We start from the raw sequence: 15389 nt of genomic DNA, 5'->3' as shown, positions 1-15389 counted from the left end.
TGACAGTAATCTATCTCTCTCATCTTATACCTCCGAGTCAATAATTTAAAGATTATGATAACACATCTACAGGATTATATTGGTATAGTATTTTTAAAATCAACTTTACGGTTAAAAAGCATAGTATTATATATTCATAAAATGCGAATCCCAAAATCATCTGAAATAGAGGTATATTCTATGAATGAATATCAATTGATTAGCGATTATAAACACATCGATAAATATAAGCTTAGCTTCAATTCTTTAGCCCAATCAATCTTTGGTATTGATTTTAAACCTTGGTATGAACAAGGGGGCTGGAATGACAAATATATTTGTTATTCCTTTATCGATGAAGATCACGTCATTGCGAATGCATCTATTAATAAAATGACTATTCTCATCAACAAAAAAGAATACAACGCCATCCAAATTGGGACGGTGATGACACATCCTGATTATCGTATGCAAGGCTTATCCCGAAAATTAATAGACCACATTATCGCTAAGTACGAACATGAATACGACTTTCTCTACTTATTTGCTAATGAGCGCGCTTTGGATTTTTATCCTAAATTCGGGTTTGAACGCATGCAAGAAAGCAGCTTTTCACTTAACGTTGCTCATCTTAGCAATCAGCCAACTACAACCTACTCTGTGCGGCCTTTATCTATAGGTAACCCCGTTGATTTTAGCATGATCAAAAATTTTGCAGTCAAAAGAACACCGGTATCCTCCGCGCTAAGTGTGATAAATAATGAACATCAGCTGCTGTTTTATTTTATTCTTCCTTTTCACGATTCCTTTTATTATATTGAAGAGGCTGACGTTATTGTGATCTTTAAACATGAGGATCATCAGCTTCATATTTTTGATATTATCAGTACAACAAGTTTTGATATCAATACAGTATTGAAAAGCATTATTTCTCCGGATACTGAAGTTATACATTTTTATTTCACACCAGATTATCCAATCGATCAAGTTAAGGCAGAATTAATTTCCCAGAGTGAAGATACCTTATTTATACGTCCGCTATTAAAAGAACTCCCTCAACATTTCATGTTTCCTATTACCTCTCATGCCTAGTTAACAAAAAAAAGGCTGCCATCTGGCAGCCTTTCTTAGTCGTGCATAGGAATATACATACTCTGTATCTCTTGTACTCCAGGGACAAATCCTAGATTTAAATAAACAGACTCCGCATCATTACCTTCCATGACATATAATCTTAGGATCGGATACTTATCTTTCAGGAGATTAAGTCCTCTTTTCAACATCAGTGTAGCAATCCCTTTTCCTCTGTAAGCAGGTATTACACCAATACTGTAAACTGCTGCGTAATCATCTTGTAAACCCAAAAGACAATTCGCAATTAGCTGTCCTGATTTCTTATCATACACAAGCGTTGACGCTGTCAGTAATTCTTCATTTGTATAATTAGGTTCTTCACTTGGGATAAAATCTTCATAAGCGAATTTTTTTCTCCTTGTTGCCTCAAGACTTCCATCGAAGCTCGCAAAGTTACATTCGGCGATCTGCTCTTCAAGAATAAATCGTTTAGCGCCCATTCCATTATCTTCGATCTGAGGACTTTCAATCCTTAACTCTTCGTTCCATTCGACCTCAAAATAATCTGTAGGACGGTGCATCCAACGGCATCTGAACTCATCAGGCCAAAACCCCGCCCGCGCAAATAATTGAACCTGGTCTGGCAGAACCTCGAAGGTTTTTATAGGTTTTGTTCTATCCGACCAATAAATCAAAAGCTTTTTTAATAGCTTCAGCACCACAAATGTATCGTTAAACGGTGGAATAACAAATAAATGATATATCCGGTTAGGCGACATCCTTACTCCACCTATTTTAGACTCGCCTTTATAAATCCAAAAAGCGTTTCTTTGGGCAGAATTGAACCTTTCTTCTTTAAAAAAACCGTTATATTGCATATTATAATAAATGGAACAATACAGTCCCCACTCTTCTGAGTCTGCCTTACGAATAGAATAATCATTATTTAAGTCATATGAAATCTCGTATTCAGACCATGCCATTAATTGCATTTACATTTCCTCCTCGCTAGTCCTATCACCTTCTGTATTCCATAGTATCACTTCTTAAAGTAAATGTTTGGTAATAAACTGTTATATTAATCTTTTGCCGATTTAAAGCAAATGCTTTTCTTTTATCTTAGAAACGGCTTGTACCCGGTTTTTAACCTCTAACTTTTGATAAGCTTGACGTGCCATCAGCATACGCGCGAGTGTGATTTGTTCGTATTCCCGGGCAACATTAGGTTTATCATTTGCACTAATATGCCTTTTCGTTAGCCATTCATCACCGCTACTTAACAGTCCTTGCGAGAACTGAATTCGAATATATGCGGCTTCCAGCAATCTTTCCCTGCCAGGAGAATGATATTGCTTAAGTTCCGCAATAGCTGTCTGCAAAACCTCCGCTGCATCTTCCACATGACCTATTGCTTTTAACATTTTAGCTTGCAAAATAACCCCTGGCACCCACACGCTCACATGCCTCGTGGAATTACACATAACAAGCGCTTTGTCCAGTTGGACATTTGCATCTTTAAGATGATTCCGTTCATAGAAAAGATCCGCCAAAAATACAAAACCATGTCCTTGTAACGTTTACTATAGATGCAAATTTCTCTATGCCTTCCCTGTTTTGGTCCAATAGCTCAACGAACGTATCCACGTCCCCCTGATAAAATGCAACCGAAGCACGATACAGATCCAACCGCATTTGAATTACGGCTTGCTCTTTTTTCGGAATAATAAATTCCTCTTCCATGAAAAGTTCAACCTTTGTAAGAAGCGTTTGGCATCATCTGATCGTCCAGCGACAGCCAGAACCCGCTTGAAAATAAAACAAATCAGGGTGCACAATCATATTTTTGATCGACAACTTATCTAGTAAATCTAGCAATGTAGATTCATCGCCATCTTTGATAATTGAATTGAAAGGCCTATCCATACATGATGCAGAAAACGTATAATCCTCTGCCTCAAAAGCATGCTGGATAGCTTCCAAGACCAGCCCTTCCTGAAAAAGAGCGGAAGGCAAGAATTAAACCCGCTGCCCATCCTTCTGTTTTTTCCAAAGCAAAAATAACTCATCTTGTGAAAGCTGCTCGCTCAAGGATTGAGATTGTAGCTCATCAATTTCGTCAAATGTAAATCTCAAATCATCGTTACTTAATTCTAGTAGTAGTTCCTGTTGTGCTCTTACGCGGGATAAGGCGAGTGGCGGGAGGGTTCTACTCAATATTACAAGCTTCACATTAGCCGGAAGATGTCCGATGAAAAAGCCCATACTTTCATGAATCGATTGATTCGTAATCGCATGATAATCATCCATTATAAGTGTAATAGAGCCTGGAAGAGAATGCAGATCGTTTAATAAAAGAGGAATCGCAGTTTCTACTGAACCGTCACGAACAGACTGGATAATCAAATCTAAGTGATTTAAAAAGGGGCGAAAGATTCTCTCAATTGCAGCATGCAAATTTAACCAGAACCGTACAAGATGGTTATCTGCAAGCTATGCAACCTCATCGGAATGAGTACGAGCCCATTCGGCCGCAAGTGTCGTTTTTCCAAACCCAGCTGAGGCGGCAATAAGCGTCACTTTGGCACGATTTTCATCCATGAGTTTAGACATTAATCTTATGCGCTGAACATAATAAGGAGCCTGTTTTGGAATGGTGACTCGAGAGGCTACTATGGATTGTTGAGAATAAGTGAACACATGTTTGTAGGAGAATTCATTGGAACCTTGCTCTTTTAAAAAATTCAATTTTTAACCATCTATTAAGCAATAAAATAACATTCTAGCTTTCTGACATCCAATATCAAAAAAAGACCGCCAATTGGCAGCCTTTTCTCTAATATATTCTTGAGCATAACCAAAAAGCTGAACCCACTGCGATAATGCCTGCCATAGATACAAACAGGACATACCCTTTCTTTGTTCTAGTAACGGTGTGTTTATCATAAAACTCTGGTTTTCGAACGATTCCAAACCATAGATCAGCAATTAAATTCACGACTACTAAAGAAAAATTCTTTAATTTACTCATGTTATCTCTCCTTGTACATGTTTGGATTCATCTCTAACCTTTCAAGCTCTGAGCAAAACCTGACCTCCATGAAGGGTATGATGGACTCCATCCGTAATCCATTCGAGCTTTTGTATTGGACGCCCCCCGTTCCCAGCCTTCTCTGCCCATTTGCAAAGGAGGTCTAGGAGCTCCCAAGATTTCAGAAAAAACAGGCACCCAATCTATTCCTCGCGCAGGTTCATTGTCCACAATATTAACTGGACCAGAAGGCCAGTTCAGAGCAAGCGCCGCCGCGTTAGCTGCATCCTCCACGTGAAGGAATGACGTAACCGCTTCTGTTGCAGTCAGTCTCCCTTGTCGAATTTCTTCTGTCATTAATCCCGCAGTATCATACCAAGTCCCTTGGCCGTACAACATTCCGTACCGCAAAATCACATGATTAGGAATTTCTGCAACTGCCTTTTCAAGTGAGCGGATACCCTCAATGGTTCTCATCCGGGATTCAGAAGCATTAGTATCTAATGGAGTATTCTCCGTGGCAGGTCCCTCACCAGCTTCATAAGCCCAAGAGATACTTTGAGCAATAATCTGTTTAACCCCGTTTGTCAGTGAAGCATCGACAATATTTCGTGTTCCTTCTATTCTTATCCTTGAATTATCTGCAAAATTCCGCTGACTTAATGAAGTCAGCTGATGAATTACCACTTCAGGTTGGGCTGCTTGAATAGCCGCAAATATAGACTCACGCTCATACACATCCGCGATTACCGCTTGTGCCCCTAAGCTCTCAAGGATTGTTTTGTTTTCTTCTTTATGGGTCAGACCGATAACCTCATGCCCCGCTTGTAGTAACTTAGGAAGCAATGACCGTCCAATCACACCTGCAGCACCTGCAACAAAGATTCTCATCTATTCCCTCCTTTTCGCTGTGCTGTATCTTATGGCATAGCTAGAGACAAAGCATAATTTGAATGATTATCCATATGATACCACATATGCAAAAAAGACTGCACCTCACAGTCTATTGCTAAGAGGTGCAGTCTTTGATTTTTTTCATTTTATAAAGTGTTTCATCCAAAAATAGCAGCTTGTCTTTTATAAAGATCTTCCAATACTAAGCAAGCCATTGCTTCAACAACCGGCACGATTCTCGGACAGATACATGGATCATGTCTGCCCTCCGTTTTAATCTCAACTTCTTCACCATTCGTGTTTATGGTCTGTTGAGTAACAGAAATCGAGGATGTAGGCTTTACACTTATTCGAAAAATAATCTCTTCTCCTGTGCTGATTCCGCCTATAATCCCACCGGAATGGTTACTAAGAAATCCATCCTTATTCATCGCGTCATTATGTTCACTTCCAAGCATAGAGGCCGCTTCGAATCCAGCTCCAAACTCTATTCCTTTTACAGCACCAATAGATAACATCGCTTTAGCTAACTCTGCATCCAATTTATCAAATACGGGTTCTCCAAGACCCGGAATAACCCCTCTAATCCGACACTCCACGATACCTCCGCAGCTGTCTCCAATCGAAGCTAAGTGTTCAATTTTTTTAATCATTTCAGCTCCAGCCTTAGCATCACAGGCGCGGACTGCATTTTGTTCAATAACATCTTCATCAAAGGTTTGACACTTAATCCCTCCGACCTCTTGCGTGTAGGCTAGTACCTCAACCCCTCTTCTTTCGAGCAGTTTCCGAGCGATCGCTCCGCCAGCTACTCTTGCCGCTGTTTCCCTGCCTGATGCCCGTCCACTGCCTCTATGATCGCGAATTCCGTATTTCTGCAAAAAAGTATAATCCGCATGGCCGGGTCTAAATGAATGCTGAATATCGTTATAGGCCTCCGGTTTCATATCTTTGTTGTACAGAACTACAAAGAGTGGAGTTCCGGTTGTTTTCCCTTCGAATATTCCTGATTGTATTTGCACCACATCATATTCCTTACGCGGTGAAGTTACAGAGGACTGGCCTGGTTTCCTTCTATCCATCTGTTTCTGAATATATGCTTCATCAATTTCAACATTAGGTGTAACTCCATCCACTATGACCCCAACCGCTGCACCATGTGACTCTCCAAAGGTAGTAATCTTAAATACTTCTCCAAATGTGTTACCTGCCATAATATTCAAACCTCCATTGCCGACTCTTTTATTATTTATATATCCAAATTATAATAAGATTGTTGCAATTAATGAAATCACATTTTCAACAGACTGTCATAGAGGTGATCTATATCAAATTCTTTAACCTTGAATGGTATCGTATTTTTTTATATACGGCTCGTTACAAAAATCTAACAAAGGCTGCAAATGAATTGCATATTACACAGCCATCCGTAAGTTATGCCATTAAACAAATGGAGGATTCTTTAGGCCTCAAATTATTTCATCGTTTATCTAAAGGTGTAGAGCTAACCGAGGAAGGACGGGCGTTATTGGAATATGTTGAGCCCTCTTTAGTCATGCTGGATTCTGCACAAAAGCATCTTCATAATCTAAAGCAATTAAACGAGGGAGAAGTTCGGATTGGAGCAAGTGATTCCCTTATAAAAAATCTTTTGCTGCCGCAATTGAACGCATTCCACAAACAATATCCCGGCATACGAATTCGGCTATCACACGGAAAAACGCATGAGATCACCAAACGTTTGAAAGAAGGCGAAATAGACTGTGCGCTCGTCCATATGCCTATTGACGATCCACAATTAAGTATTCAGACGCTTGCCACCCTTGAGGATTGTTTTGTAGTGGGACGAGCCTTTCAGGAACTGGCAAACCGTTCGCTTACGGCAAAAGAACTTGCAGAGTTACCTTTTATTTTATTATCCCCAGAAAGCAGCACCAGACTGTTTGTTGATCATTGGTTTGCTGGTAAGCGGTTGTCCGTTAAACCAGATATAGAGCTGGGCAGCATCGATTTACTCTCTGAATTTGCAAGACTTGGTTACAGGGTAGCCTTTATTAGCCGTTCTTTTGTAATTGAGGAGATTCAAAAAGGAGAACTTTTCGAGTTGCAATTAGATGATCCCCCTCCACCCCGGAATATAGGCTTCGCAATCCATCGCGATATGAGGTTATCCGTGGCAGCTGATTCTTTCGTCCGCATGCTTCGTATCCTTGATTAAGATCGTGCAAGGTAGCAGCATATAAGGACACTGCGGAACGTGGCACGTGCTTAGCAACCATAAGGGCGCTGCGGAACGGGGGGATTTCGTAGCTGCAAACCGGGAGCGTATGCTCAGTAGGATAAGGACACAGAGTCCGGGTGCGCTTACGTAGCAATACAAGGACACAGTGGAACGATGCACGTACGTAATAGTAAAAGGACTCTAGGGAACGGTGCATGTACGTCAGCGGAACGATGACCCTCCAACAAAGGTCACAGTGATCGGGTACGCATAGATAGCAGTACAAAGACAGCACGTGCGTAGTAGTATTAAGGACACTGCGTAACGGGGCACGTTCAGAGTTGCAATCCGATGCGAATACTCTGTAGCATAAGGACACGTGACCGGGTGCGCTTACGTAGCAATACAAAGACAGCACGTGCGTTGCAGCATAAGGACACTCCGAAACGATGCAGGAACGTAGTAGCAAAGGACACAGCGGACCTTAAACGCAATTTTATCCGATATTTGGAGCCCTATCGGACCCCATTGCAGCTATTGGCATAAAAAACAGCAAATAAGAGTCTCATTCTATAGAATAGCGTCCATGGAGTCCGAAATCCTGCTGCAAAGAGCAAAAATTAGCCAATAGCGTCATCTGGGTCCGTACCACTCAGAAGAGGATGAGCAAAGGGGGATTCCGGGAGGCGCGATGGACTAAAAATACAAAAGGAGCGATTCTCCATTAAATCGGAGAATCGCTCCTTGTAACCTTTTACCGCTTTTAAAGCAGGTTATTATAATGTTATATTTTATCGCGGTTGTAGACTTCAGCCGTCCGATCCGCTCTGTTAGCCATCGAATTTCCTAGTCTAGTGTCTTCGTTATAGACGCCTTCGTAACGCTGAGTATTCAGCGAACGGTTACCGCGGAACACATCATGTGCTTGATAGCCGCGTCCATTATCATCGACTAGTACAAGGATTTTGCCGCTTTCCACATAACCTTCGTACTCTTTAGCCTCATCCTCAGGAATACCGAGTCCGATCAAGCCGCCGACTAATCCACCTGCGCCTGCACCAACTGCTGCACCTGTAAGGGTTGCAACTATAGGCCCTGCCGCCAGAATCGGTCCAATCCCCGGAATCGCCAATGCTCCGATCCCTGCTAATAGTCCGGCAACGCCGCCAACTACACCACCTGTAGCAGCGCCTGTTGCTACTCCTTCTGGAGCTTTTGTGCCTGTATCCTCTGAGATGTTTCTAAGCTCATCACGATCACGTGTGATTACTGATATTTCATCATTATTAAATCCTTGATTGTGAAGTCCTTCAATTGCTCTGGTTGCTTCTTGTTCTGTGTCGAAAATACCTACGATTTTTTTAGTCACTTGAAGCCCTCCTTAGTAATTGTCTTCGCTAGTAATTACCCTTTAAACGGGAGACCAAACATCTAAGGAAAAATTTTAAGAGCATATGTAACCATAAATTATTTTACAGGACGTGTACGATTAGTCGGAATAGCCTGTAATGGGTCATCTGGCCAATAGTGCTTCGGGTACCGTCCCTTCAGATCTTTTTTGACCTCAAAATAGGTCCCCCGCCAAAAACTTGCTAGATCAGAGGTTACCTGCACAGGTCGTCTAGCTGGTGACAAAAGATGCAGCAATACTGGCAATTTTCCCCCTCCAATTCGAGGTGTGTCCAGCTGTCCAAACATCTCTTGCAATCTTACTGCCAATACCGGGGCAGCAGGATTAGTATAATCTACAGGCACACGCGTGCCACTAGGAACAGATATATGTGTAGGTGCCTCCTTTTCCAGCATCTGCCGCTGATTCCAGTCTAACATCCCCTCAAGCGCTCGCGCTAACGGTACACGCTGAAGGTCGCGGAGGTTCCTCATACCTTGCAGATATGGCAAAAGCCATTCATCCAACGTAGCAATTAAAGCAACATCTGATACATCCGGCCAATCTGAACGTAAGGTATGCATAAACATCAAACGTTCGCGAAGCTGTATAGTTCCCTTCTCCCACGGTAGGATTTCAATGCCATCTGTAGCGATGACACTTAATAGTACATTTGCCATTTCTTCCGCGGAGGGTCTTTCATGTGAAGTTTCTTTTAAGACCAACGCGCCGAGCATTGTGCGACGACGTTTCTTCACACTTCCACTTTCTTTATCCCAATACACATCCGCTTCCTCGGTGATGCGGTCTGCGTGATAGGAAAGCAGTTGTCCTTCTTCTATCTCAGCTGCCAGCATAATTGCGCCCTGTGTAGCGCGATCATCGATCGAAGCAGCTACGATATATGATGACCGGGCCAGCGGTTGCCCTTCCCGCATGGCCGCCCCCCGACCGGAGGAGAGCAGAAACGCGCCATCGCCGCGTTTCTGCCCGATCCGGTCGGGATAGGCGAACGACAGAAGCAGCCCGCAGCGGCTGATGTCGTTCACGTTCTCGCCCGGCGCGGCTTGCAGCTGCGCCAGGAAATGGCGGCTCTCGCGCAGCACAGCGCGCAGAGCCGCCGGGTCCGCTCCGCCGCTATCAGCGGAGCGCTCGAACCGGAGCAGCGCCTCAACGCGGAGCGTGAGGTCGCAATCTAGGGCCGCGGGACCCTTGAAAAGGTCCCGCTCTTGCAGCAGCGCCGCCAGCCGGCAGGCGAGCGGTGCTGTGCCAAGCTCTGCCGCGCGCAGCAGCATATGCGCGGCTCGCGGGTGCGCGCCAAGCGCGGCCATGCTGTGGCCATGCGGCGTAATGGCGCCGCCGGCGTCCAGCGCGCCGAGCTGGTGCAGCAGCGCGGTGCCCTGCGCAAAAGGCGCAGCGGGCGGCGCGTCAAGCCAAGATAGCGCGGCAGTATCGCGCACGCCCCACAGCGCCAGCTCCAAAGCGAGCTGCGCAAGGTCCGTCTGCATAATCTCCGGCACATTGTCATCCGGAAGTCGATTATGCTCCTCCTGACTCCACAGCCTGTAGCACACGCCAGGGGCTGTTCGTCCAGCACGTCCCCGCCGTTGATCCGCGGAGGCTTTCGATACCGGGACTGTCGTCAGACTTGGCATTCCTGTGCGTGGTGAGAATACCTGTGTACGGCGCTGCCCTGTGTCAATTACCGTTCGCACGCCTTCAATCGTTAGACTTGTCTCAGCGATAGAAGTCGCGAGCACTACTTTTCGTTCACCTTGAAACGATGCAGCCACGGCTGCATCTTGGATATTTTGTGGCAGCTGGCCATATAAAGGGCGAATTACCGTCTGCTCTGCCAAGCTTCCATTTTCCAACTCACTTTGAGTTCTGCGTATTTCTCTTTCCCCCGGTAAAAAGACGAGAATATCTCCGGGTTGTTCAACAAGCGCACGTCTCACAGCAGCTGCAGCAGTTTTTTCCAGTGGAAGATTCCCAGTAGTTGGCACATAGATTGTTTCTACAGGATAGGTTCTGCCCGGACAATTTACTACGGGCGCATCGCCTAGTAAAGCAGACACCTGCTCACTGTCCAAAGTAGCTGACATGATAAGAATCCTTAGATCCTCCCGCAGCACAGCCTGTGCTTCCAGTGTAAGGGCAAGTCCCAAATCCGCATGAAGACTGCGCTCATGGAACTCATCAAAAATAACTAAACCCACATCACCCAAAGAAGGATCGCTTTGCAGCATTCTCGTTAATACTCCTTCAGTGACTACAACAATCCGCGTATTTTTGCCTACTTTAGTGTCATTCCGCATCCGATAACCTACCGTCTGTCCAACACTTTCTCCAAGGCAGGATGCCATGTAAGTGGCGGCAGATCTAGCAGCAAGCCTTCTAGGCTCTAACATTAAAATGCTTTTACCCGCCATCCAAGGCTCGTCCAAAAACGCCGGAGGCGTTCCTGTTGTTTTGCCTGCACCCGGTTCAGCGATAAGTACTGCTGCCTGCGCAGTGTTAAGTATGTTTTTCAGGTCAGGAAGCACCTGTATAATCGGAAGCTGTTTCATTCTATCTCTCCATCGTCTATAATCATATGTTATAATTTTCCTTGAAGTTATCTTAGATCATCTTCATCATGTGTGAAAAAACCTTAAAGATCAAGACTTACCATCCATACCCTCTATAATATTAATAAGGAGACTTACTATGATATTCGTAACAAAAGCTACAATTTCAGATCTACCCATGCTCACCAAAATAGACAGCAAGATCATTGGCAATGAAAGCCGCAAATCGAAGATTGAAAAATATATCAAGCATGAGCAGTGTTACGTAGCATCGCATAATGGAACGTTTGTAGGATTTGCTTGCTGCGATACCACCTTTTTCGAATGTTGTTTTATTCAGCTGGTCATTGTGGATCCTGAGTACAGACGCCTAGGCATAGCCAAAACACTCCTTAGCTACATCGAGGAACAATGCCTCACCCCCAAGCTTTTCACCTCCACCAATGAATCCAATACGATCATGCAGCAACTATGTCTTTCTCAAGGGTTTGTTAAAAGCGGAGTCATTGAGAATTTAGATGATGGCGATCCGGAATGGGTATATTTTAAACAAATTAGATGAGTATACATGTTTAGTTACACATAACAAGCAAAAAGGCAGCTCTTCTGTCTAAAACGACCAAGAGATGCCTTTTTATTTTACACTATTTATTCTGATGTCCAAATGACTGTAGGCATTTAGGCAATAACGTAACCAGCGTTATTCCTCTTCCTTTATCATCTGTTCGTGTATTTGAGCACTGTATTGCATAAAAGCAGGGTTACTATCCAAGCCGCGTTCACGCAATAACTCCTGTAGACGCAGTCTTTTCATAGACAGTTTTGACCGCAAAGCCTTGCCCTCACTGGTTTCTGCACTTCCGCTATTATGACAAGCCGCTAGCAATCCTTCCAACGTAACACATTCAGCTCGCAGAGAGATTTCCTCAGGCACCAGTCCGGAGTTCTTCATGATTTTAAAAGACATCCGCAATTCTTCCGGCACACCCGATAAATCCTCGAGCTCCAGCGGCTTGCCATGCCCAGGTAAATCTCGAAATTCCCCGTTACGCATAGACTCCTGAATCCGCTGCTCAGCTAACCAAGACATCATCCCCATATACGCAGCCTCCTTCACCAATGCCACACTATTAACTACCCTGCCTAAGCAAAAGTAGATTTTACGGAATTGCGTTAATTTTAGCATAAAAGACTTAGGATTTGCATCAAGGTGCCGGAATGCTTTCTCAGATCTTTCCTATGCTGTTAACTATAGGGATGGCGAGCTATTTACTCAAATGCCCCTTGCCCTCGTCGCACAGTTGAATAGCTCAGACTCTGTAACTATCGTACACAATGTATATTCTAAGCCCATAACCGCAACGTCAGCATACACTGGCCACCGTGAAATGTTTGGACCCAGGAGCTCTTGCTTGTATACTACATCCTTTATTACACATTCATTACACATTCATTACACATTCATTACATCTTCGTGGCATAGATCGTTCGGACTCAGCAGCCCTTATTTCACAAATTTAGTCCTTTTCGCTGTACTATCGGACTCAGTTGTACCTATTCGCTCAAACACACCCTACTTTTGTTCAAAAACGCGGCAATAAGCGCTATGCGGTCCGATATGTTCAAAATACAAACCAAAAACACCAAATAGCTGCAATACAGTCCGATCCATTAGCGAATCCAGGTCTCCGCAAACCGATCGAACCCAGTAGCTCTTGCTCATATACTACATCCTTTGTACCTTCATTACCTCTTCGTCGCCATAGATCATTCGGACCCAGCAGCCCTTATTTCGCTAATTTAGTCCTTTTCGCTGTACTATCGGACACAGTTGCAGCTATTCGCTCAAACACGCCCTACTTTTGTTCAAAATCACAGCAATAAGCGCTATGCGGTCCGATATGTTCAAAATACAAACCAAAAACACCAAATAGCTGCAATACAGTCCGCAACGCCGATGCATCCTCGCTACCATGTAACGTTCGGACTCAGATGACCTTATTTCACAAATTCAGGCTTATTCCCTCTGCTATCGGACTCAGTTGCAGCTATTCGCTCAAATACGCCCTACTTTTGTTCAAAATCGCGGCAATAAGCGCTATGCGGTCCGATACTTCTAATAAACACACCAAAAACTCCAAATAGCTGCAATACAGTCCGCAACGTCAGCGAATCCATGCCTCCGCAAATCGATTGGACCCAGTAGCTCTTGCTCGTATACTACATCCTTTACACCCTCATTACATCTTCGTCGCCATAGATCGTTCGGACCCAGCAGCCCTTATTTCACTAATTTAGTCCATTTCGCTATACTATCGGACACAGTTGCAGCTATTCACTCAAACATGCCCTACTTTTCTTTAAAATCGCAGCAATAAGCGCTATGCGGTCCGATACTTCTAATAAACACATCAAAAACGCCAATTAGCTGCAATACAGTCCGCAACGCCGATGCATCCTCGCCACCGTAGATGCTACTGTTTACTTCCGCCATTCATCATTCACTTATCCCTATCTTCAATCCCTTTTCCCCGCCAACACTATCTCCGCGCCGTACGCAAATCGAGCTCGTGGACTTGCTTATGACCTTATTTCTCCCGCTATTTTATTGCCCTCTATTCCCTATAGGTTACGCTTCAAGCCGGATCGTGCAATTAACACAGGCGATTGCTATACTCTTTCTAATGATCCTCAACTCAATAAAAAAAGGACTACCGCAGTAGTCCAAAGGAGAAATATAAATGTTAGCTAACATCCAAAAAGAAGATCAACATTATGTCGCTCGTTTCGAACGCCAGTTAAAGCATTCCGCAACTGAGATTTGGTCCTATTTGACCGAAAATGAGAAGCTTGCCTTATGGTTCTCTGAATTAAAAATCGAGGACCTGCGTGAAGGCGGACTTATAAAGTTTGATATGCAAAACGGAACGTTTGTTGATATGGAAATTACCGTGCTGCAGCATCAATCTATTTTTGAGTTTACATGGGCTGAAGATCTTGTTCGTTTTGAGTTATACCCTAATTCAGAAGGCTGTTTACTCGTCTTGAACGAAACACTACAAACGCTTACCCCGCATACACCACGAGATCTCGCTGGCTGGCATGTTTGTCTAGAAGTGATCCAGCATCTTTTGGAAGGCACGACGCTGGAGTCACGGAAAGACGAATGGAATAAATGGTACGAGCAATACCGGGAAGCGATCTCGAAATTAGGATAACAAGGACTCCGCGCCGTCAATCACGATTTGCGCACCTGTAATATGGATAGATTCATCCGAAGCCAGAAAAGCAACGAGATCAGCGACATTATCCGGCTTGCCCGGTCCATCCGCCAAGGGTTGCGCTCCATCAGGAAATTCAATCGGAATGACGATTGCTTCTACATCCTCGCTCATTTCAGTGGTTTCATCTATATTCGTAGCAATAGCCCCAGGGCAGATCACATTCACACGAATCTTAAACTTAGCAAGCTCGAGAGCTGCCATTTTGGCAAAAGCCACCTGTCCAGCTTTGGTAGTGCTATAAGTAGACCACCCAAAGCTGGCAAATCTAGTGTTCCCATTAATGGAACTAGTAATAATAATACTGCCCTTCCCTTTATCTTTCAGATGAGGAATAGTATATTTCAGAGTCAAAAAAGTCCCCGTCAAGTTCACCGACATCGTACGCTCCCAGTCGCTCAAGCTTAGTTCTTCTATCGGGCCCACAGCGCCATTAATTCCCGCGTTAGCGAATACTACATCCACACCTCCGAATTGTTCCACCGTACAACGTACGGCTTCCTCCATCTTTTTCTCATCCGAAGTATCTACCTCTATGGCCAGCGCACAATCTTTTCGAAGCTTATTAAGCTTTTCTGCCAAGGAAGAGGTTCTTTCAAGATTTAAATCGAACAATGCTACATTTGCACCTTCCCGCGCCAGCTTAATAGCGGTAGCACGGCCAATTCCCGAGCCCGCTCCGGTTATAATCGCTGTTTTTCCAATAAATCTTTGTTTCTTAGATATGTTTGGGCTCATATGTAATCTCTCCTCTAATGTCTGTAAGATAAGTACTATGGATCAAGATTACCCAAATAAACCTGTAATGGAATCATCTCGTTCATAAATCTTCAGAATTTAGGCACGCCGCACAAAAAAATCTCCCCATTCAATAAGATGAGCGGAGAGTTTGTTTCGAATATTTAGAGTATTTAAAATATTTTGATTGTTTCGATGTTCGATGTTCGATGTT

At 43.9% G+C, this 15389-nt stretch carries 16 protein-coding genes and 1 pseudogene; 4 read left to right on the top strand and 13 right to left on the bottom strand.

Going from position 1 to position 15389, the window contains the following annotated elements; genetic code table 11:
* The first annotated feature begins 180 nt into the window (after nt 1-180).
* Nucleotides 181-1071 (top strand): GNAT family N-acetyltransferase, encoded by an 891-nt coding sequence (locus MHI25_RS14010; protein WP_076183777.1) that lies wholly within the window; start codon nt 181-183, stop codon nt 1069-1071.
* 35 nt (nt 1072-1106) lie between these two features.
* On the opposite strand, the gene MHI25_RS14005 is transcribed toward MHI25_RS14010, so the two are convergent.
* From MHI25_RS14005 to aroC, 7 genes and pseudogenes are all read right to left on the bottom strand, one after another.
* Nucleotides 1107-2045, bottom strand: coding sequence for a GNAT family N-acetyltransferase (locus MHI25_RS14005; protein WP_076218032.1), 939 nt, complete (start codon nt 2043-2045; stop codon nt 1107-1109).
* A 102-nt stretch (nt 2046-2147) separates the two neighbouring features.
* Nucleotides 2148-2606: pseudogene (locus tag MHI25_RS14000) on the bottom strand (hypothetical protein); the annotation flags it as partial.
* A gap of 220 nt (nt 2607-2826) precedes the next feature.
* Nucleotides 2827-3033, bottom strand: a complete 207-nt coding sequence (locus MHI25_RS13995) for a hypothetical protein (RefSeq protein WP_340395549.1) — start codon at nt 3031-3033, stop codon at nt 2827-2829.
* Nucleotides 3034-3069: 36 nt separating this feature from the next.
* Nucleotides 3070-3456, bottom strand: a complete 387-nt coding sequence (locus MHI25_RS13990; RefSeq protein WP_340395548.1) for a hypothetical protein — start codon at nt 3454-3456, stop codon at nt 3070-3072.
* 430 nt (nt 3457-3886) lie between these two features.
* A complete protein-coding gene (locus MHI25_RS13985; protein ID WP_076126143.1) occupies nt 3887-4081 on the bottom strand; it encodes a hypothetical protein in 195 nt (64 codons plus the stop codon).
* A 33-nt stretch (nt 4082-4114) separates the two neighbouring features.
* Complete coding sequence (locus MHI25_RS13980; RefSeq protein WP_076280747.1) at nt 4115-4972, bottom strand: NAD(P)-dependent oxidoreductase; 858 nt, start codon at nt 4970-4972, stop codon at nt 4115-4117.
* A 161-nt stretch (nt 4973-5133) separates the two neighbouring features.
* Complete coding sequence (gene aroC, locus MHI25_RS13975; RefSeq protein WP_076126139.1) at nt 5134-6189, bottom strand: chorismate synthase; 1056 nt, start codon at nt 6187-6189, stop codon at nt 5134-5136.
* 71 nt (nt 6190-6260) lie between these two features.
* Here aroC and MHI25_RS13970 point away from each other — a divergent pair, with 71 nt between their 5' ends.
* The gene (locus MHI25_RS13970; RefSeq protein WP_340395547.1) at nt 6261-7193 is read left to right on the top strand and encodes a LysR family transcriptional regulator; all 933 of its coding nucleotides are present in this window, start codon (nt 6261-6263) and stop codon (nt 7191-7193) included.
* Nucleotides 7194-7980: 787 nt separating this feature from the next.
* On the opposite strand, the gene MHI25_RS13965 is transcribed toward MHI25_RS13970, so the two are convergent.
* Together MHI25_RS13965 and hrpB are read right to left on the bottom strand one after the other, a co-directional pair.
* Nucleotides 7981-8565, bottom strand: a complete 585-nt coding sequence (locus tag MHI25_RS13965; protein ID WP_076126136.1) for a general stress protein — start codon at nt 8563-8565, stop codon at nt 7981-7983.
* Nucleotides 8566-8663: 98 nt separating this feature from the next.
* Nucleotides 8664-11156, bottom strand: a complete 2493-nt coding sequence (gene hrpB / locus MHI25_RS13960; RefSeq protein ID WP_340395546.1) for an ATP-dependent helicase HrpB — start codon at nt 11154-11156, stop codon at nt 8664-8666.
* A gap of 139 nt (nt 11157-11295) precedes the next feature.
* Here hrpB and MHI25_RS13955 point away from each other — a divergent pair, with 139 nt between their 5' ends.
* A complete protein-coding gene (locus tag MHI25_RS13955) occupies nt 11296-11718 on the top strand; it encodes a GNAT family N-acetyltransferase (protein WP_076279022.1) in 423 nt (140 codons plus the stop codon).
* 138 nt (nt 11719-11856) lie between these two features.
* Here the strand turns inward: MHI25_RS13955 and MHI25_RS13950 are convergent, their stop codons facing one another.
* From MHI25_RS13950 to MHI25_RS13940, 3 genes are all read right to left on the bottom strand, one after another.
* A complete protein-coding gene (locus MHI25_RS13950) occupies nt 11857-12255 on the bottom strand; it encodes a DnaJ family domain-containing protein (RefSeq protein ID WP_076218040.1) in 399 nt (132 codons plus the stop codon).
* Between the two features lie 474 nt (nt 12256-12729).
* Nucleotides 12730-12879, bottom strand: a complete 150-nt coding sequence (locus MHI25_RS13945; protein ID WP_175619945.1) for a hypothetical protein — start codon at nt 12877-12879, stop codon at nt 12730-12732.
* A gap of 627 nt (nt 12880-13506) precedes the next feature.
* Entirely contained in the window at nt 13507-13650 is a 144-nt protein-coding gene (locus MHI25_RS13940; protein WP_175619946.1) for a hypothetical protein, read from the bottom strand.
* 247 nt (nt 13651-13897) lie between these two features.
* On the opposite strand from MHI25_RS13940, the gene MHI25_RS13935 reads away from it, so the two are divergent.
* Nucleotides 13898-14374: an SRPBCC family protein gene (locus MHI25_RS13935; RefSeq protein ID WP_076301879.1), complete on the top strand. Its 477-nt coding sequence runs from the start codon at nt 13898-13900 to the stop codon at nt 14372-14374.
* Here the strand turns inward: MHI25_RS13935 and MHI25_RS13930 are convergent.
* Entirely contained in the window at nt 14366-15175 is an 810-nt protein-coding gene (locus tag MHI25_RS13930; protein WP_036686506.1) for an SDR family NAD(P)-dependent oxidoreductase, read from the bottom strand. The two genes, MHI25_RS13935 and MHI25_RS13930, sit on opposite strands and share 9 nt — an antisense overlap.
* Nucleotides 15176-15389: the final 214 nt, after the last annotated feature.

This window comes from Paenibacillus sp. FSL E2-0177 (assembly GCF_037992975.1).
GTDB lineage: Bacteria > Bacillota > Bacilli > Paenibacillales > Paenibacillaceae > Paenibacillus_AQ > Paenibacillus_AQ odorifer.
Note: the sequence above shows the minus strand (reverse complement) of the source record. Positions and strands in the feature narration are given on the sequence as shown.